The organism is Pseudomonas sp. HMSC057H01 (genome assembly GCF_001836405.1).
Classification (GTDB): domain Bacteria; phylum Pseudomonadota; class Gammaproteobacteria; order Pseudomonadales; family Pseudomonadaceae; genus Pseudomonas; species Pseudomonas aeruginosa.
In genome coordinates, this window is record NZ_KV828521.1 from 117,835 (window position 1) to 134,982 (window position 17,148).

Annotated in this window: 16 protein-coding genes; 11 read left to right on the plus strand and 5 right to left on the minus strand. The window is 69.1% G+C overall.

The genetic code is table 11. The features are described 5' to 3' along the window. Positions 1–93 precede the first annotated feature (93 nt). The 4 genes from dsbD to HMPREF2581_RS29495 all read left to right on the plus strand — a co-directional run bounded on the left by dsbD (position 94) and on the right by HMPREF2581_RS29495 (position 4,873). A complete protein-coding gene (gene dsbD, locus HMPREF2581_RS29480; protein ID WP_003139132.1) occupies positions 94–1,863 on the plus strand; it encodes a protein-disulfide reductase DsbD in 1,770 nt (589 codons plus the stop codon). Further along, positions 1,863–2,699: a TlpA family protein disulfide reductase gene (locus HMPREF2581_RS29485; RefSeq protein WP_003089792.1), complete on the plus strand. Its 837-nt coding sequence runs from the start codon at positions 1,863–1,865 to the stop codon at positions 2,697–2,699. Before dsbD ends, HMPREF2581_RS29485 begins: the two co-directional genes overlap by 1 nt. Then, on the plus strand, positions 2,696–3,466 hold the full coding sequence (gene dsbG, locus HMPREF2581_RS29490; RefSeq protein WP_003089790.1) for a thiol:disulfide interchange protein DsbG: 771 nt from the start codon (positions 2,696–2,698) through the stop codon (positions 3,464–3,466). Before HMPREF2581_RS29485 ends, dsbG begins: the two co-directional genes overlap by 4 nt. 72 nt (positions 3,467–3,538) lie before the next feature. Further along, positions 3,539–4,873, plus strand: a complete 1,335-nt coding sequence (locus HMPREF2581_RS29495; RefSeq protein WP_003139135.1) for a cytochrome P450 — start codon at positions 3,539–3,541, stop codon at positions 4,871–4,873. Here the strand turns inward: HMPREF2581_RS29495 and HMPREF2581_RS29500 are convergent. The 5 genes from HMPREF2581_RS29500 to gtdA all read right to left on the minus strand — a co-directional run bounded on the left by HMPREF2581_RS29500 (position 4,855) and on the right by gtdA (position 9,661). After that, complete coding sequence (locus HMPREF2581_RS29500) at positions 4,855–5,766, minus strand: SphA family protein (RefSeq protein ID WP_003139136.1); 912 nt, start codon at positions 5,764–5,766, stop codon at positions 4,855–4,857. The genes HMPREF2581_RS29495 and HMPREF2581_RS29500 overlap by 19 nt on opposite strands. A gap of 41 nt (positions 5,767–5,807) precedes the next feature. Continuing rightward, positions 5,808–6,452, minus strand: a complete 645-nt coding sequence (gene maiA / locus HMPREF2581_RS29505) for a maleylacetoacetate isomerase (protein ID WP_003139138.1) — start codon at positions 6,450–6,452, stop codon at positions 5,808–5,810. Positions 6,453–6,464: 12 nt separating this feature from the next. Further along, positions 6,465–7,811, minus strand: a complete 1,347-nt coding sequence (locus HMPREF2581_RS29510) for an MFS transporter (RefSeq protein WP_003139140.1) — start codon at positions 7,809–7,811, stop codon at positions 6,465–6,467. A 77-nt stretch (positions 7,812–7,888) separates the two neighbouring features. After that, positions 7,889–8,587 (minus strand): fumarylacetoacetate hydrolase family protein, encoded by a 699-nt coding sequence (locus tag HMPREF2581_RS29515; RefSeq protein ID WP_003116882.1) that lies wholly within the window; start codon positions 8,585–8,587, stop codon positions 7,889–7,891. Positions 8,588–8,599: 12 nt separating this feature from the next. Then, entirely contained in the window at positions 8,600–9,661 is a 1,062-nt protein-coding gene (gene gtdA / locus HMPREF2581_RS29520) for a gentisate 1,2-dioxygenase (protein WP_003139142.1), read from the minus strand. 124 nt (positions 9,662–9,785) lie between these two features. Here gtdA and HMPREF2581_RS29525 point away from each other — a divergent pair, with 124 nt between their 5' ends. From HMPREF2581_RS29525 to HMPREF2581_RS33700, 7 genes are all read left to right on the plus strand, one after another. Continuing rightward, positions 9,786–10,700, plus strand: a complete 915-nt coding sequence (locus tag HMPREF2581_RS29525; protein ID WP_003089777.1) for a LysR family transcriptional regulator — start codon at positions 9,786–9,788, stop codon at positions 10,698–10,700. An 88-nt stretch (positions 10,701–10,788) separates the two neighbouring features. Beyond that, the gene (locus tag HMPREF2581_RS29530; RefSeq protein ID WP_003089775.1) at positions 10,789–11,307 is read left to right on the plus strand and encodes a sigma-70 family RNA polymerase sigma factor; all 519 of its coding nucleotides are present in this window, start codon (positions 10,789–10,791) and stop codon (positions 11,305–11,307) included. 8 nt (positions 11,308–11,315) lie between these two features. Next, a complete protein-coding gene (foxR, locus tag HMPREF2581_RS29535) occupies positions 11,316–12,302 on the plus strand; it encodes an anti-sigma factor FoxR (RefSeq protein ID WP_003111631.1) in 987 nt (328 codons plus the stop codon). Between the two features lie 143 nt (positions 12,303–12,445). Beyond that, positions 12,446–14,908, plus strand: coding sequence for a ferrioxamine receptor FoxA (foxA, locus tag HMPREF2581_RS29540; RefSeq protein ID WP_003116885.1), 2,463 nt, complete (start codon positions 12,446–12,448; stop codon positions 14,906–14,908). Between the two features lie 117 nt (positions 14,909–15,025). Then, entirely contained in the window at positions 15,026–16,174 is a 1,149-nt protein-coding gene (locus HMPREF2581_RS29545) for a PepSY-associated TM helix domain-containing protein (protein ID WP_003089766.1), read from the plus strand. Between the two features lie 46 nt (positions 16,175–16,220). Beyond that, positions 16,221–16,745 (plus strand): hypothetical protein, encoded by a 525-nt coding sequence (locus HMPREF2581_RS29550; RefSeq protein WP_003139145.1) that lies wholly within the window; start codon positions 16,221–16,223, stop codon positions 16,743–16,745. Positions 16,746–17,057: 312 nt separating this feature from the next. After that, positions 17,058–17,148: hypothetical protein (locus HMPREF2581_RS33700; RefSeq protein WP_228491289.1), on the plus strand; the 91-nt coding region annotated here is incomplete at its 3' end.

Consider the following 17,148-nt stretch of genomic DNA (forward strand, 5'->3'; position numbering starts at 1 on the left):
GCGCGTCGCCGGGGTTTTCCCGTGGCCGCGTTAACGGCCTGTTAATCGTCGCTGGCCATGCTGCCGCCGAGTTCATCGTAGAAGGCGTTATCCATGCGTGTGTTGATCCTGCTCCTGATGTTCCTGCTGCCGGGCCTGTCCCAGGCGCAACCGGGCGACGACCTGTTCGCGCCGCGCGGCGCGACGCAGACGGATTTCCTGCCGGTGGAGAAAGCCTTCCGCTTCACCTGGGAGCGCCTCGACGACGGCCAGGTGCAACTGCGCTGGCAGATCGCGCCGGGCTACTACCTGTACCAGAAGCGCCTGCGCTTCGACGGACTCGACCCGGCCTTGCAGCCGCAGCTGCCGCCGGGCGAAAGCCACAGCGACGAGTTCTTCGGCGAGTCGCAGGTCTATCGCCAGAGCCTGGAACTGACCCTGCCGGCGGCCGCCGCCGGACAACTGCGCCTGGGCTGGCAGGGCTGCGCTGACGCCGGCCTGTGCTATCCGCCGCAGAGCCAGGCGCTCGACCTGGGCGGTACCGGCCCTGCCGCCGCCGTCGCCGGGACGAGCGGCGAAGTCGCCGAGGACCAGGGCCTGGCCGGCAGCCTGCAGGCCGGCAACCTGGCCTGGAGCCTGTTGCTGTTCTTCGGCCTCGGCCTGTTGCTGGCGTTCGCTCCCTGTTCGCTGCCGATGCTGCCGATCCTCGCCGGGCTGGTGGTCGGCAGCGGCGCCCGCCCTCGTCGCGGCCTGTTGCTGGCCGGTAGCTACGTGCTGAGCATGGCGCTGGTCTACGCCGGACTCGGGGTGGTCGCGGCGCTGCTTGGCGGCAACCTGCAGGCCTGGCTGCAACAGCCGTGGCTGCTGGGCAGCTTCGCCGCGCTGTTCGTGTTCCTCGCGCTGCCGATGTTCGGCTTCTTCGAACTGCAACTGCCGGCGGCCCTGCGCGACCGCCTCGACGGTCTCAGTCGCGGCCGCAAGGGCGGCAGCCTGGCCGGCGCGGCCGCGCTCGGCGCGTTGTCCGGGCTGCTGGTGGGGCCGTGCATGACCGCGCCGCTGGCCGGCGCCTTGCTCTATATCGCGCAGACCGGCAATGCCCTGCATGGCGGCCTGGTGCTGTTCAGCCTGGGCCTCGGCATCGGCATGCCGCTGTTGCTGCTGGTGACGGTCGGCAGCCGCTTCCTGCCCAAGCCCGGTCCCTGGATGAACCTGGTCAAGGGCGTGTTCGGCTTCCTTTTCCTCGGCACCGCCTGGATACTCCTGCGTCCGCTGCTCGGCGAGGCGCTGTGGATCGGCCTTGGCGGCGCGTTGCTGCTGGTCCTGGCCTACGCCGCGCTGCACACGGCGCGAGGCCTGGCACGGCACGCGGTGCTGTTCGGCGCGGCGGGCTGCATCTTCGGTCTCTGGGGCGCGGCGATGCTGCTGGGCGCCGCGGCCGGGGCAGACGACCCCTGGCGTCCGCTACAGGTGTATGCGGCGGCGAACCGGGGCGCTACGCCGACGGCCAGCGCGCATGAGGCGTTCCTCACGGTCAGCCAGCCGGCCGAGCTGGACCGTCAGTTGGCTGCGGCCAAGGCCGAGGGACAATGGGTGCTGCTCGACTACTACGCTGACTGGTGCGTGTCCTGCCGGATCATGGAGAAACAGGTGTTCGCCAAACCCGATGTGCTCGCCGCCCTGCAGGGCGTGCGCCTGCTGCGGCTCGACGTGACCGCGGACAACGCCGCCAGCCGCGAGCTGCTGCGCCGCTACCAGGTACCCGGCCCGCCGAGCCTGATCTGGATCGGTCCGGAAGGTGAGGAGCGCCGCGCGCGCCGGTTGACCGGCGAAGTCGACGCCGGCGGCTTCCTCGCCCATTGGCAGGCGACCCGGGAGCGCGGCTGATGCTGAGTTTTTCCCTGGGGCCGCTGGTGGTCTCGCTGCAACACCTGCTGCTGTTCCTCGCCCTCGGCGCCGCGCTGCTCGGTGGTTGGCTGGCGGCGCGCGGCGGCGGGCGCAACGCCGAGCCGGTGCTGTTCAACCTGTTGTTGCTCGGCCTGCTGGTGGCGCGCCTGGCCTTCGTGGTGCGCTACTGGCCGCAGTACCGTGGCGACTTCGCACAGATGCTGGATATCCGCGATGGCGGTTTCCTCGCCTGGCCAGGCCTGCTCGCCGCCGTGCTCGGCGCGCTGTTCTGGGCCTGGCGGCGACCGGCGCTACGTCGCTCGCTGGGTGTCGGCGCCAGCCTCGGGCTGGCGTTCTGGCTGCTTGGCAGCCTGGGCCTGGGCATCTACGAGCGCGGTACGCGCCTGCCCGAACTGAGCCTGCGCAACGCCGCCGGCGAGTCGGTGCAACTGGCCGATTTCCGGGGCCGCCCGCTGGTGATCAACCTCTGGGCCAGCTGGTGCCCGCCGTGTCGGCGTGAGATGCCGGTGCTGCAACAGGCGCAGGCGGAGAATCCCGACGTGGTGTTCCTCTTCGCCAACCAGGGCGAGAGCGCCGAGACCGTGCGCCATTTCCTCCAGGGCGAGAACCTGCGCCTGGACAACCTGCTGTTCGACAACGGCGGGCAGCTTGGCCAGCAGGTCGGCTCGGTCGCCTTGCCCACCACCGTTTTCTACACCGCCGAGGGCCGCCTGCTGGGCAGCCATCTCGGCGAACTGTCCCGCGGCAGCCTGGCGCGCTACCTCGAAGCCTTCGAGCCGGCCGCTGCCGCCCCCGCAACCAGGAGTTCCGAATGAGACTGCCGCGCAACCTGATCACCCTTGGCCTGGGCCTGACCCTCCTCAACGCCGGCCTGGCCACGGCGGCGGAGGAGCTGCCGGCACCGATCCGCATGGTCCAGGAGAAGGGCGCCCGCATCCTCGGCAGCTTCGACGCCCCGGATGGCCTGCGCGGCTACGCCGCCGAATACCAGAACCAGGGCATGGCGCTGTACCTAACGCCCGACGGCAAGCACGTACTCACCGGCCACCTGTTCGACGCCCAGGGCAAGGACCTCAGCCGCGAACCGCTGGAGCGCCTGGTGTATGCGCCGCTGGCCAAGGAAATGTGGCAGAAGATGGAGCAGAGCGCCTGGATCGCCGATGGCCGTGCCGACGCGCCGCGCGTGGTCTACCTGTTCAGCGACCCGAACTGCCCGTACTGCACCATGTTCTGGGAGCAGGCGCGACCCTGGGTGGATGCCGGCAAGGTGCAGTTGCGGCATATCATGGTCGGCATCATCCGCGAGGACAGCGAAGCCAAGTCCGCCGCGCTGCTGGCCAGCAAGGACCCGCAGAAGGCCCTGCACGACCATGAGCAGGCGGGCAAGGCCAGCACCCTGAAGCCGCTGGCGAAGATCCCGGCGGCGGTGCGCAAGCAGCTCGCCGGCAACATGGAACTGATGGAGTCGATGGGCGCCGCGGCGACCCCGGCGATCTTCTATCTCAATGCCGAGGGGCGCATGCAGCAGCAACAGGGCGCGCCGCAGCCGGACCAGTTGGCGGAGATCCTCGGTCCGCGTTGATCCTCCGGGCCGGCGCCGAGCCGCCGGCCATCTATACTCCCTGCGTTACGCCAACCCAGCGGAGCAAGGGCCATGGACGACGCATTCAGCGAGGAAGGCAGCGCGCAGCCGCGCCATGACGCTCAGCGTCCGGCGCTCGCTCCGCGGAGCGACGGTTTCGACATCCACACCTACCATCCCGACTTCGTCGCCGATCCCTATCCGCTGTTGCGGCTGATCCGCTCCCGTGCGCCGGTCTGCCGCGACCAGGCCTCGATCTGGTGGATCAGTCGCTATGCCGATGTCTCGGCGTGCCTGCGCGACCGCCGTTTCTCCGCCGACCCCGCTCGCCTTGGCGCCGCCGGCGTCCGCCAGGGCGGCGCCAGCTGGTTCGGCCACCAGCAATTGCAACCGCTGGCGCGCTTCTACGACAACTTCATGCTGTTCAACGACGCGCCGCGGCACACCCGCCTGCGCAGGCTGTTCGCTCCGGCCTTCGGCCCCGACGCCGTGCGCCGCTGGGAGGCGTGCATCGAGGCGCTGGTGGAAGAGCTCCTCGACAGCTTGCTGGAGCGCCGCGAGCCCGATCTGCTCAGGGACTTCGCCGAACCGCTGACGATCCGGGTGGCCGCCGAGCTGTTCGGCTTTCCCCGCGAAGACACCGGGCAACTGCTGCCCTGGGGCCGCGACCTGGCCGCCGGGCTCGATCTCGCCGCCAGCCACGGCGATGCCGGGCAGATCAACCGCAGCGCGGCCGCCTTCAGCGACTACCTGCAACGCCAGGCGCGCGGCTGGAGCGATGGCTCTTCGCGCCCGCCGCCCGGCGCAGCGCCGAGCATCCTCGACGGCGCCGCGATGCTGGAGGCCGGACTGGGCCTCGAGGGCCTGGTGGCGGCCTATGCCATGGTGTTCATGGCCGCGTTCGAAACCACCATCAGCATGGTCGGCAACGCTACGCTGGCGCTGCTCACCCATCCCGACCAGCTCGATCTGCTGCGGCGGTGCCCGGAGCTGGTGGCGAACGCGGTGGAGGAACTGCTGCGCTTCGACGGCGCGGTGCGCGGCGGCGTGCGTTGCACCCTGGAGGAGGTGGAGATCGGCGGCCAGCGGATTCCGCCTGGAGAGAAGGTCTGGCTGAGCTTCCTCGCGGCGAACCGCGACCCGGAGATGTTCGCCGCCCCCGACCGTCTGCAATTGCAGCGAGCGAACGCCAAGCAGCACGTGGCGTTCGCCCATGGTCCGCACTACTGCCTGGGCGCGTACCTGGCCCGGCTCGAATTGCAATGCGCATTGCGCGGCCTGGTGCGTCGCCGTTTCGCCCTGGCCTCGGAACCGACGGACCTGCGCTGGCGGCGCAGCTCGGTGTTCCGCACCCTGGAGCGCTTGCCGATCGTCCCGGAAGGCGACGCTCAGAAGACCTGCGAGTAGCGCAGGATCAGCCGGCTGCCCTCGCTGCGGTTGCGTGCGCCGTATTCGTGATAGGCGTTGAGGAACAGCCGCGACTTGCCCCAGCCGAACATCAGCGCCGGGCCGATGGCATCGACCCGCTCGCGGGAGTCCGGGCGGTCGTGCCCGTCGACCCGCTCGTCGGTGATCTGTCGCAGGCTGTAGCCGGACAACCCGACTCGCCAATGCGCATCCAGCGCCAGCGATACCGAGTAGTTGGCGTGGAACGCCTGGCCCGGCTGCAGGTAGTCGTCGGCCAACGGCGGCGCCGGGTCGCGATTCTTGCCCGGCAACAGGTACTGCAGGCGAGCGCTGGCTTCCCAGCCTTCGGCGAATTCCCAGGTCAGCGCGTAGTGCGGGTTGAAGCTCCAGTGGTTGCTGCCGGGATTGATCGCCCGATGCCTGTCGTAGCGCCCGGTGGGTAACTGGAAGGCGAGGTTCAGGCGCTGCCAGTAGGGCCGGCCGAACAGCTCGGTCTGCGGCCATTGCAGGATGAACGGACTGACGATCAGGTTGCCGAGGCCGTTGGCGCTGCCAGCGTGGGGTTCGAAGTCGGGATCGGCGAGCAGCACCGGGACGAGGATTTCCGCGCCGTAGTAGGCGCCGAACAGCTGGTGCTGGCTGATGTGGGCGAAGTGGCTGGTGGCGAGCAGGGTGCGCAGGCGATTGTCGAGCGGGCGCCGGTGACCGTTGGCGTCCATGAAGTCGTCGGCCTCGTAGATATTCACGAACTGCTGGAACAGCGTGCCGGGCAGGGCCTTGCCGTCGAGGAAGGAGGTCTGGCCGAGGTTCATCCCCGGCAGCGCGGCGATAGCCTGGAACGAGGGCAGCAGCAGGGGCAGGGCCAGCAGGCTGGCCCGGATGCGGGTGGTCATGGGCGTGTCCTTCTTGTTGTTGTTTTCCACGGGGCAGCGCGTCAGTCCGGGAGGTAGTCGGGCTGGCGCTCGGGGCTGGCGCGCTGGAAGGCTTCGAGCGCCAGGCAGCGCCCCTCCAGTTCGAGCAACGCCGGGTAGGGCGCCAGGACACAGCCCATGCGCCGGGCGTTGGCCAGTTGCGGCACCAGGCAGCACTCGACGATGCCCGCTGCGGTGCCGGCGAAGAAGGCGCCGCGACGGTGTCGGTTCAGCAGGGTCTCCGCCGCCGCCAGGCCCTCGGCGACCCAGTGCGCGTACCAGCGCTGGCGGTCCTCGGCGTCTATGCCGAGGACCTGGGTCAGGTACTTGAGCACCCGCACGTTGTTCAGCGGATGGATGTCGCAGGCCACCAGCAGGGCCAGTTCCAGCGCCTGGGCGCGATGCAGTGGGTCGAGAGGGATCAGGCGCGGTTCGGGCTGCACGGCGTCGAGGTAGTCGATGATCGCCAGCGACTGGCTGAACCGACGGCCGTCGGCGTCGACCAGGGTCGGCAGCGCGCCCAGCGGGTTGCGCTGGCGGTCGGCCGGGCGCAGTTGCTCGCCCTGCCGCAGGTTGACCGGCACTACCTGGTAATCCAGACCTTTCAGGGCCAATGCGATACGCACCCGATAGGACGTGGAGCTGTTGAAGAAGCTGTAGAGCTGCATGGGAAGTCCTGTTCAGAGAGTGACGGAAGAAGGCCTGGCCCGGCGCCGGCCCAGGCGATGCACGGCCACGGCGGCGAGCAGCGCCGGGATCACCAGCAGGGCGAGGATGCCGCTGAAGCCAAGGCCCAGGCCGAGCAGGGCGCCGCCGCTGAGGGAGCCGACGATCGAGCCGATGCGGCCCAGGCCGAGGGCCCAGCTGACCCCGGTGGCGCGGCTGCGGGTCGGATAGAAATCGGCGGCCAGGGCGTTGGCGCCGACCTGCGAGCCGCTGATGCAGAAACCGACGCCGGCGACGCACAGCGCCAGCAGGGCGAAGCTGTGGTAGAGGCTGGCGATGCCGAGGATGAACAGGGCGCCGCCGACGTAGGCCAGGCTCAGCACCCGGTGCGCGTCGAAGCGATCCATGGCGCTGCCCAGGAGGAGTGCGCCGAGGGTGCCGCCGAGCTGGAACATGGCGCTGATCGTCGCCGCCTCGCCGAGACTGAAGCCGGTGCCGCCGATCAGCGTCGGCAGCCAGTTGGTCAGCAGGTAGATGATCAGCAGGCCCATGAAAAAGGTGGCCCAGAGCAGCAGGGTGCCGCCGCGCAGCTCGGCGCCGAGGATCTGCCGCAGGGGCGAGGTGCCGTCGGACTCGTCGGCGGGCAGTTCGAGGCGCCCGGCCCAGCCGTCGGGCAGGCGCCCCAGGCGTTCGAGGATGCGCCGCAGGCGCGCCGCGTCCGGTGCGCGGCGGGCGAGGAAGCGCACCGACTCCGGCAGGCATGCCCAGAGCAGCGGCAGGCTCGCCAGGGGCAGGCCGCCGCCGAGCAGCAGCACGCTTTCCCAGCCCAGCGCCGGGACCATCCGCGCGGCGAGCAGGCCGCCCAGCGCCGAGCCGAGGGTGAAACCGCAGAACATTGCGGTGACCATCAGCGCGCGGTGCCGGCGCGGGCAGTATTCGGAGGTCAGGGTGATCGCGTTGGGCATCGCCCCGCCCAGGCCGAGGCCGGTGAAAAAGCGCAGCAGGGCCAGGGTTTCCACCGAACCGGCGTAGGCCGAGGCGAGGCTCCAGCCGCCGAAGAACAGCACCGAGAGCAGGAGCACGCTCTTGCGTCCGAAACGGTCGGCCAGCGGGCCGGCGGCGAAGGCGCCGAGGGCCAGGCCGGCCAGTGCGGCGCCGAGGATCGGGCTGAGTTGCGCCGGGCTCAGTTGCCAGTCGTGGGCCAGGGCCGGGGCGATGAAGCCGATGGCGGCGGTGTCGAATCCGTCCATGGCGACGATCAGGAAGCACAGCGACAGGACTCGCAACTGGAAGGCGGAAACCGCCTGCGCATCGATGAAGGCCTGGACGTCGATCTTGTTGTTCTTGTCGGGCGTAGGCATGAGCGTTCCTCGGCCGTCGCCGCGGCGACGGCCCGGATGAAGGGCAGGGTGGGCCCGCGCCGTGCGCGGGCGGTGGGTCAGACCACGCGGACGCTGAGTTCGCCGAGGCCGTCGATGGCGCCGAGCATCCGCTCGCCGCGCTCGACCGCGCCGACGCCTTCCGGGGTGCCGGTGAAGACCAGGTCGCCGGGGCGCAGCTCGAAGAAGCGCGACAGGTAGCTGACGGTTTCCGCCACCGACCAGATCAACTGGTCGATGTCGCTGCGCTGGCGATCCTCGCCGTCGACCTGGAGGCTGATGGCGGCGTGGCGCGGATGGCCGACCTGGCTGGCAGGGTAGAGCGGGCCGATCGGCGCCGAGCGGTCGAAGGCCTTGCCGATCTCCCAGGGCCGGCCCATCTCGCGCATGCGCATCTGCAGGTCGCGGCGGGTCATGTCCAGGCCCACCGCGTAGCCCCAGACGTGTTCCTCGGCCTGCTCCAGGGGGATGTCGCAGCCGCCCTTGCCGATCGCCGCCACCAGTTCGATCTCGTAGTGGTAGTTACCGGTCTGGCTCGGGTAGGCCAGCTCCAGGGTGCTGCCGGCGGCGACCGGGACCACCGCGTCGGCCGGCTTGCAGAAGAAGAACGGCGGCTCGCGCTCGGGATCGAAGCCCATTTCCCGGGCGTGGGCGGCGTAGTTGCGGCCGACGCAGTAGACCCGCCGCACCGGGAAGGTCTGGTCGCTGCCATGGATGGTGAGGCTGACGGGCGCTTCGGGCGCGAAGAGATGGCTCATGGGACGGGTCCTTCAGTGGGCGAGGGGTTCGCGGGATTCGCGGAGGATGCCGAGCGCCTGCTGCACAGGACGGTCGGAGAAACTGAACAGCACGCAGTCGGTGGCGCCGGCTTCCAGGCGCAGCTCGGCCCAGGAGGGCACGACGAACAGATCCTTGGCCTCGAAGGCGAAGCGCCGGCCGCCGATTTGCGCCACGCCGCTGCCTTCCACCACCGAATAGACGCTGGCGTCGGTGCTGCGCGCGGGTTGGCCGAGGAAGCCGGCCGGCAGCAGTTGCAGGCAGGTGGCGATGGTCGGCATGGCCCAGCCGCCGGTGGCCGGGTTGACGTAGCGCAGCTTGTGGCCTTCCCAGGGATCGGGCCGTTCGAGGCGCGCCAGGCGCTCGAGGGCCTCGCGGCTGCGCGCGTAGGGGTAACTGAACAGCGGCGAGGTCGGCGTCGTCGGCTGGTGGCGCAGCGGCAGCATGTTGCTGCCGTAGCGGGCGAGGCTGTCGCCTTCGCCACGTCGCAACGGCTGCACCGGTTCGCCGTAGCTCTCGGCGAAGGTGGCGCCGAAGAAACGCAGCATCGGGATGTCCAGGCCGTCCAGCCAGACCACCGGCTCGCCGCCTTCCGCGGCGGGGCGGTTGCCGTGGTCGTGCCAGGTCCAGGACGGAGTGATGATGAAGTTGCCCGGCTCCATGCGGGTGCGTTCGCCGTCCACCGAGGTGTAGGCGCCGTAGCCCTCGACGACGAAGCGCAGGGCCGACTGGGTGTGCCGGTGGCTGGGGGCGATCTCGCCCGGCAGGATCAGTTGCAGGCCGGCGTAGAGGCTCGGGGTGATCGCCGACTGGCCGGGAAGGTCCGGGTTCTCCAGCACCAGCACGCGGCGCACCGCTTCCTCGGCGCTGATCAGGTCGCCTGCCTCGAGCAGGAACGGGCGCAGTTCGCGATAGCGCCACAGCGCCGCCTGGCAGCCGCCGGCGGGTTGCGCCGGGACCAGGTTGTGCAGGGCTTCCCAGAGCGGGGTGAGGTGCTGCTGGCGGATGCGTCGATAGAAGTCGGCGCGCTTCTCGGTGGAATTGTCGTTATGCATACCGATGAATCTCCGGCGGGAGGAGGCGGGGCCGCCTCGGTCTGGTAGTCATTATTCGAGGTGAAGGCATAACCGAATAATGATATTTAGACATCGACCTATACGTATTCGAGGATGGCTTGCGATGGACTGGACCCGCCGCCTGCGCCTGCAACACCTGCAACTGCTGGTCAGCCTGATGGAGACCGGCAACCTCAGCGGCACCGCCCGGGCCGCACACACCACCCAACCGGGCCTGTCGAAGTGGCTCAAGGAACTGGAGGAGGACGTCGGCGCGCCGCTGTTCGAGCGCCACGCCCGTGGCCTGCGCCCGACGCCCTACGGCATGACTCTGTTCAACCACGCCCAGCGCGTGCTCACCGAGATGGAGCGGGCGCGGCAGAACCTCGAGGCGATGCGCAGCGGCAGCGGCAGCCGGGTGCTCCTCGGCACGTCGCCGGCCTCCGCGCCGAGCCTGGTGCCGCGCGCATTGCGGGCGTTCCTCGGACGCTACCCCGGGGCCCAGGTGGAACTGCTCGAAGGCACCATGAACGGCCTTCTCGAACGGCTGGAGAAACGCCAGCTCGATGTGGTGGTGGGGCGCCTGGACAACTATGCGCCGCGCGCCAGCCTGCGCTGCGAGGTGCTCTACAGCGAGGCGATCGTGGTGATGGCGCGGCCCGGTCACCCCCTGGCCCAGGCCGCCGCGCTGGACTGGGAAGACGTGCGGCGCTACGACTGGATCGTCTGGCCGCCCGGCTCGCCGATCCGCAGCAAGCTCGACATGGCCCTGACCCAGGGCGGCCGGCAGCCGCCGGCCTACCGCCTGGAGTCATCGTCGATGCTGGCCAACATCGAATTGTTGCGTGGCAGCGACATGCTATCCATCGGCTCGGCGCGGGTGGTCGAGCACCTCGCCGGGCTCGGCCTGGTGGCCAGGCTGGCGCTGGAGATTCCCGGCGAGGGCGCGGTGGGTATGTGCTGGCGCGACGAACCGCATCGCGACCGCGCCAGCGAAGACCTGCTGGCCTGCCTGCGCGAAGGCGCGGCGGCCGAGTAGGGCGCCGGCCGGCGGGTGCTATTGCAAAAAGGCCGCGGCTTCTCGACAATGCGATTCATTATCATTCATGTGTCGCCCCGACTTTCCCATGTCCGCCCCGATCCTTCTCAGCGCCCACCATCGCGCCATGCATGCGCTGTACAGCGAGCACCATGGCTGGTTGCAGAACTGGTTGCGCGGCAAGCTGGGCTGCGCGGCGGACGCGGCGGACCTGGCCCAGGACACCTTCCTGCGCATCCTGCTCAAGCGCGAACTGCGCGAGATCGGCATGCCGCGCGCGTTCCTGCGGACCATCGCCCGCGGCCTGGTGATCGACCACTGGCGTCGCGAGGAACTGCAGCGCGCCTACCTCGAAAGCATCGCCCACTTGCCCGAGGCACAGGCGCCGTCGCCCGAGGCGCGGGAACTGGTGCTGGAACTGCTGGAGGAAATCTCGCGGATGCTCGACGGGCTCAAGCCGAAGGTCCGCACCGCCTTCCTCCTGGCCCAGTGCGAAGACCTCAGCCACCGGCAGATCGCCGAACGCATGGGGGTTTCCCAGCGTAGCGTCGAGCGCTACGTGGCCGAGGCGCTGTACCACTGCTACCTGCTGCGCTACGGCGAATGAGCGGAGCCGTGGACGGGACGCGCGGTAGGGTCGACGAAGCGGTGGTCAGGCAGGCCATCCACTGGCTGGTCCGCCTGCGCTCGCAGCCGGCCGACGATCGCCTGCAGCGCGCCTGCGCGGCCTGGCGCGCGGAGCACGGCGAGCACGAGCGGGCCTGGCAGCAGGTCAGCGCGCTCAACGAAGAACTGCACGGACGCTTCAAGGCGCTGCCCGGCGGGGTCGCCTACGGCACCCTGGACAGCAGCGCGCAGCGCCTGCAGCGGCGCCAGGCGCTGAAACTGCTGTCGCTGCTGGTGGCTGGCGGCGCCGTGGCCTGGGTCGGTCGCGACAGCCTGCCCTGGCAGCGCCTGAGCGCCGACTACAGCACCGCCACCGGCGAGCGACGCAGTATCGAGCTGGTCGACGGCACCCGCCTGCAACTGAACACCGACAGCGCGGTCGACGTGCGCTACGACGCCGGCCAGCGCCTGATCCTCCTCGCCCGCGGCGAGATCTTCCTCGCCAGCGGCGCCGATACGCAATCGCCCACGCACAGGCCGCTGCGGGTACGTACCGCGCAAGGGCTGTTCGAGGCCCTCGGCACCCGTTTCAACGTACGCCTGCAAGATGCCGCCACCTGTCTCAGCGTCAGCGAGGGTTCGGTGCGCATCGATGCCTTCGGCGCGCGTCCGCTGCAGGCTCCGGTGGCCGAGGCGGGGCAGAGCTATCGGATCGCCGCCGACGGCGTGCGGCGCCTCGAACGGCCGCAGATGGACGCCGTGGCCTGGGCCGATGGCCTGATCGTCACCCGCGACATGCGCCTGGCCGACTTCCTCGCCGAGGTCGGCCGCTACCGCAACGGCTACCTCGGCTGCGCCGCGGAGGTCGCCGACCTGCGTCTGTCCGGGGTCTACCGCCTGGACGACACCGACAAGCTGTTGCAGGTGCTCGCGCGGACCCTGCCGGTGCGCCTGCAGCGGCATACCCGCTGGTGGGTGAGGGTGGTCGCCGCCTGAGTCGCGCCGGCGGCCGCGTGGACGCTTGCTTCCGCCCGGAGCGAAACGCACTGAAAATTATTTTCATTATTTTTGTCGGCTTTCCGCGACTGGTCCGGCTTTATCGATTGAACACCCTTCAACGACTCCAACGGATTCCGTTCATGACCGCCACCGCCGTCGTCCTCCGCAATGCCCCGTCGTCCCTCGATTTCCCCCGCGCCTCGCGCCTGAGCCGTTCGGTGCGCGCGGCCCTGCTGTCGCTGGCCATGGCGGCCGGCGCGGCGCCGCTCTGCGCCTCGGCCGCCGAAGCGGCGGCGGAACAGGCGCGGCCCTATGCGATCCCCGCCGGACAGTTGGGTGACGTGCTCAACCGCTTCGCCCGCGAAGCCGGCATCACCCTCTCGGCCACTCCGGCGCAGACCGGTGGCTACAGCTCCCAGGGGTTGCGCGGCAGTTTCACCGTGCAGCAGGGCCTGGCCCGGCTGCTCGCCGACACCCCGCTGGAAGCGGAAGACCAGGGCGACGGCAGCTTCGTCTTGCGCGAGGCGCCGGCAAAGGACGGCGACGTGCTGAACATGCAGGCGGTGGAAGTCTTCGCCCTCGGCAACAACCTGGGCAGCACCGATGGCTACCTGGCCACCCATAGCCAGATCGCCACCAAGACCAGCAAGCCGCTGCTGGAAACCAGCCAGACCGTCTCGGTGATCACCCGCGAGCAGATCGACGACACCGCCTCCAAGACCGTGCAGCAGGCGATGCGCTATACCCCCGGCATCTTCACCGGCCAGGTCGGCGCCTCCAACCGCTACGACTACGTGGTGATGCGCGGCTTCGCCGACAACAGCGTGGACAACATCTACCTCGACGGCCTCAAGGCCATGGGCGACAGCGGTACCTTCAGCTCGATGCAGGTCGACCCGTACTTCCTCGAACGCATCGATGTGCTCAAGGGCCCGTCCTCGGTGCTCTACGGCCGTAGCCTGCCGGGCGGCCTGGTGGCGCTGACCAGCAAGAAGCCGTTGTACGAGGACTACCGCCAGATCACCGGCAGCATCGGCAACATGGGCCAGAAGGAGATGGGCTTCGATTTCAGCGGGCCGCTCGACGAGGAGAAGCGCATCGCCTACCGCCTGGTCGGTCTCGGCAAGGGCTCGGACACCCAGTTCGATCACGTCAAGGAGGAGCGCTACGCCATCGCCCCGACCCTGGCCATCGACTTCAGCGATGACACCACCCTGACCCTGCAAGGCTACCTGCAACACGATCCCAACGGGGGCTACCACGGCGGCGTACCGGCCGACGGCACCCTGTCGCACCACAACGGCCGGCACATCTCCCGCGAGTTCTTCGATGGCGAGCCGAGCAAGGACGACTTCGACCGCACCCAGCGGATGTTCGGCTACCAGCTGGAGCACCGCATCGACGACGTCTGGTCGGCGCGGCAGAACTTCCGCTACCTGGACTCCGACGTCGACTTGTCGCAGGTCTACGCCTACGGCTGGAGCGCCAGCGAGCCGAACAAGCTGAACCGCTACTTCAGCGGCGCCCGCGAGCACCTGCAGGCGTATATCGTCGACAACATGCTGCAGGCCGAATTCGCCACCGGCGCGGCGCGCCACACCCTGCTCACCGGCCTCGACTATCAGCGCCGGCGCACCGTGGTCGACTGGCGTTCCGGCTCGGCCTCGGCGCTGGACGCGTTCAACCCGGTCTACGGCGACGACGCCATCAGCTATTTCCCGGACGACAACCACACCCGCCGCCTGGAGCAGACCGGCGTCTACCTCCAGGACCTGATCGACATCGACCAGTGGCGCTTCTCGCTCGGCCTGCGCCAGGACTGGGTCAGCGTCACCGACAAGAACCGCAGCACCGGCAGCAAGGCCGACGACGACTGGGAGAAATTCACCGGGCGGATCGGCGCGCTGTACCTGTTCGACAACGGCCTGGCGCCCTACGTCAGCTACTCCGAGTCGTTCAACCCGAACGCCTATTCCGACGCCTCCGGCACGCCCCTGGCGCCCACCGAGGGCAAGCAGTGGGAACTCGGCCTGAAGTTCCAGGCGCCGGGCAGCAACAGCTTCTACACCGCCTCGCTGTTCCATATCACCCAGGAAAACGTCGCCTCCAAGGAGCCCCAGGACAACTTCTACACCTCGGTCGGCGAAGTGCGCTCCCAGGGGCTCGAACTGGAGGCCCATACCCAGCTCAGCGACAACCTGAAGCTGCTCGGCAGCTACACCTACACCGACATCACCTACACCAAGTCGCTGGACGGCAACCAGGGCCATACGCCGAACCAGGCGCCCAAGCACATGGCATCGCTGTGGGCCGACTATGCCTTCGACGCCGGCCCGCTCAGCGGTCTGAGCATCGGCGGCGGCGCGCGCTACGTCGGCGAGACCTGGGCGGACAAGGAAAACACCTTGCGGGTGCCGGACTACACCCTGGTCGACGCGCGGATCGGCTACGACCTCGGCAAGCTCGGCCTGAAAGGCCTGGACGTCAGCCTCAATGCCAACAACCTGCTGGACAAGGACTACGTGGCGTCCTGCTACAGCCTGGACTTCTGCTACTTCGGCGAGAAGCGCAACGTCACCGCGACGGTGAACTACCAGTTCTGACCGTCCACCCGGGCCCCGGCGCCAGCGCCGCGGTACCGGCCAAGCAGCCCGGCGCGCAACGTACGCGCCGGGCATTCGCCGGCGTCGCCGGCCGTACCCTGGTTACCTGGAGCCCCCATGCGCCCCGTCCTGGTTCTGCTGCACCGCTATGTCGGTCTGGCTACCGCGCTGTTCCTTTTCCTCGCCGGTCTCACCGGCAGCCTGCTGGCCTTCCATCATGAAATCGACGAATGGCTGAACCCCGGCTTCTACGCCGTGGGCGAGGGCGGCGAGCGCCTTTCCCCGGGCAGCCTGGTGCAACGCGTCGAGTCACGCTATCCGCGACAACTGGTGTGGTACATGGAGTATCCCGAGGCGGGCGGGCACCCGGCGTTGCTCGCCACCGTGCCGCGCGAGGCCGGCGCCAAGGTCGAGCACGACGTGTTCTACCTCGACCCGGTCAGCGGCGAGGAAGTCGGCAAGCGCCTCTGGGCGGCCTGCTGCTTCCAGCCGGCGAACCTGGTTCCCTGGGTCCTGGAGTTCCACCACAACCTGACCCTGCCGGGGAACTGGGGCCTGTACCTGATGGGCGGGGTGGCGATGTTCTGGTTCCTCGACTGCTTCGTCGGCGCCTGGCTGACCCTGCCGCGCGGCCGGCCGTTCTGGAGCAAGTGGGCGACCGCCTGGAAGATCAAGCGCGGCAACGCCTACCGCTTCAACTTCGACCTGCATCGCGCCGGCGGCCTCTGGCTCTGGCTGCTGCTGGCGCCGGTGGCGCTGAGCAGCGTCGCCCTGAACCTGCCGAGCCAGGTGTTCAAGCCGCTGGTATCGCTGTTCTCGCCGATCGAACCGAGCGTCTACGAGGCGCGCGGGCGGCTGCCCAGGGAGCAACTGGGGGAGACCCGCCTGGACTACGACCGCACCTTCCAGTTGGCCAGCGTCGAAGCGGCGCGGCTGGGCATCGCCGAGCCGATTGGCGAGCTGTACTACAGCTTCGAATACAACTTCTTCGGCGCCGGCTTCGGCGACCACGACGACCCCATGGGCAAGTCCTGGCTGTTCTTCCACGGCAGCGACGGCCGCCTGCTCGGCCAGGAAGTCGCCGGGCAGGGCAGTTGGGGAGAGCGTTTCTACCGCTTGCAGTACCCGATCCACGGCGGGCGCATCGCCGGCCTGCCGGGACGCATCGCCATCGCCGCCCTCGGCCTGGCCATCGCCGGGCTGTCGCTGACCGGTGTCTACATCTGGTGGCGCAAGCGCCGGGCGCGCCACTGGAACGGCCGCTAGCCGGCTGTTAGTCTGGCTGCCTCCCACACCACCAGAGGATGGACGAATGAACGCAAGGATCGCCGCATTGGGACTGCTCCTGCCCCTGGCCGCCGGCAGCGCCGTGGCCACGGAGGAGGGCAGCTCGGTCAAGGATGCGGCCAAGGCCGCGGTGTCCTCGGCCATCGAGACCGGCAAGAACCTCCTCGGCGGGGTCAGCGAGGGCATCACCAGCGGCCGCCAGTCGGCCCAGGGCGCTGATGGCGCCAAGGTGGTCTCCGACAACGCCGGCTTCGCCGAGATCGGCCAGGTCGAAGTGCTCAAGACCGAGCCGCGCGACCAGCAACTGGCCGTCACCCTCGGCTTCAAGAACGACGGCGACGCCACCGTGCGCCTGATCAACCTGACCCAGACCGGCGCGCTGCTGGTGATCGACAACGATGGCTACTCCAACGCCCTGGTCGCCCTCGCCAACCCCGACGACGTCACCGTCCCGGCCAAGGCCGGCATCCGCCAGACCTTCGTCTTCGAAGGCGGCGCGGAAGGGATCAAGGCGGTGCGCCTGTGGGGCAAGGACCTGCCGGTGAAGTGAATTCGAGTCTGCGTCAAAGCAGCCCCGCCTTGGCGGGGCTTCTTTCTGCCGGGCCACGAGCGCAAATAATCAGCTCACCAGAACCCGGCCGAGCGCTGCCTGGAGACCGATAGGTCCTTCCCATTACGAAAATGACGACATCGCATCGATCCTGAAACGTCCGCACAGCCAGGACGACGCAATGAAGGCAAAGTGCCATTCCCTCCTGTCCCTGTTTGGATTAGCATTCCTACTTTTGGACTAATCCCCTCTCAACACGCCCATGTCGTTTAGCTATGCGGTGGATATTGAAGGGAACTCGCAGGACATCGGATGTTGCGTTCTAGCTATCGAGCGGTTGTCGCTGGCTTGGTTTTACTGCCGCTTCTTGCCAGCGCCGCCCCCTTCACCTCCCCCGGCGACC

Bases quoted from the DNA above. Each gene is read 5' to 3' on its own strand.
- dsbD (WP_003139132.1), top strand. From the start codon at position 94: ATGCGTGTGTTGATCCTGCTCCTGATGTTCCTGCTGCCGGGCCTGTCC.
- HMPREF2581_RS29485 (WP_003089792.1), top strand. From the start codon at position 1,863: ATGCTGAGTTTTTCCCTGGGGCCGCTGGTGGTCTCGCTGCAACACCTG.
- dsbG (WP_003089790.1), top strand. From the start codon at position 2,696: ATGAGACTGCCGCGCAACCTGATCACCCTTGGCCTGGGCCTGACCCTC.
- HMPREF2581_RS29495 (WP_003139135.1), top strand. From the start codon at position 3,539: ATGGACGACGCATTCAGCGAGGAAGGCAGCGCGCAGCCGCGCCATGAC.
- HMPREF2581_RS29500 (WP_003139136.1), bottom strand. From the start codon at position 5,766: ATGACCACCCGCATCCGGGCCAGCCTGCTGGCCCTGCCCCTGCTGCTG.
- maiA (WP_003139138.1), bottom strand. From the start codon at position 6,452: ATGCAGCTCTACAGCTTCTTCAACAGCTCCACGTCCTATCGGGTGCGT.
- HMPREF2581_RS29510 (WP_003139140.1), bottom strand. From the start codon at position 7,811: ATGCCTACGCCCGACAAGAACAACAAGATCGACGTCCAGGCCTTCATC.
- HMPREF2581_RS29515 (WP_003116882.1), bottom strand. From the start codon at position 8,587: ATGAGCCATCTCTTCGCGCCCGAAGCGCCCGTCAGCCTCACCATCCAT.
- gtdA (WP_003139142.1), bottom strand. From the start codon at position 9,661: ATGCATAACGACAATTCCACCGAGAAGCGCGCCGACTTCTATCGACGC.
- HMPREF2581_RS29525 (WP_003089777.1), top strand. From the start codon at position 9,786: ATGGACTGGACCCGCCGCCTGCGCCTGCAACACCTGCAACTGCTGGTC.
- HMPREF2581_RS29530 (WP_003089775.1), top strand. From the start codon at position 10,789: ATGTCCGCCCCGATCCTTCTCAGCGCCCACCATCGCGCCATGCATGCG.
- foxA (WP_003116885.1), top strand. From the start codon at position 12,446: ATGACCGCCACCGCCGTCGTCCTCCGCAATGCCCCGTCGTCCCTCGAT.
- HMPREF2581_RS29545 (WP_003089766.1), top strand. From the start codon at position 15,026: ATGCGCCCCGTCCTGGTTCTGCTGCACCGCTATGTCGGTCTGGCTACC.
- HMPREF2581_RS29550 (WP_003139145.1), top strand. From the start codon at position 16,221: ATGAACGCAAGGATCGCCGCATTGGGACTGCTCCTGCCCCTGGCCGCC.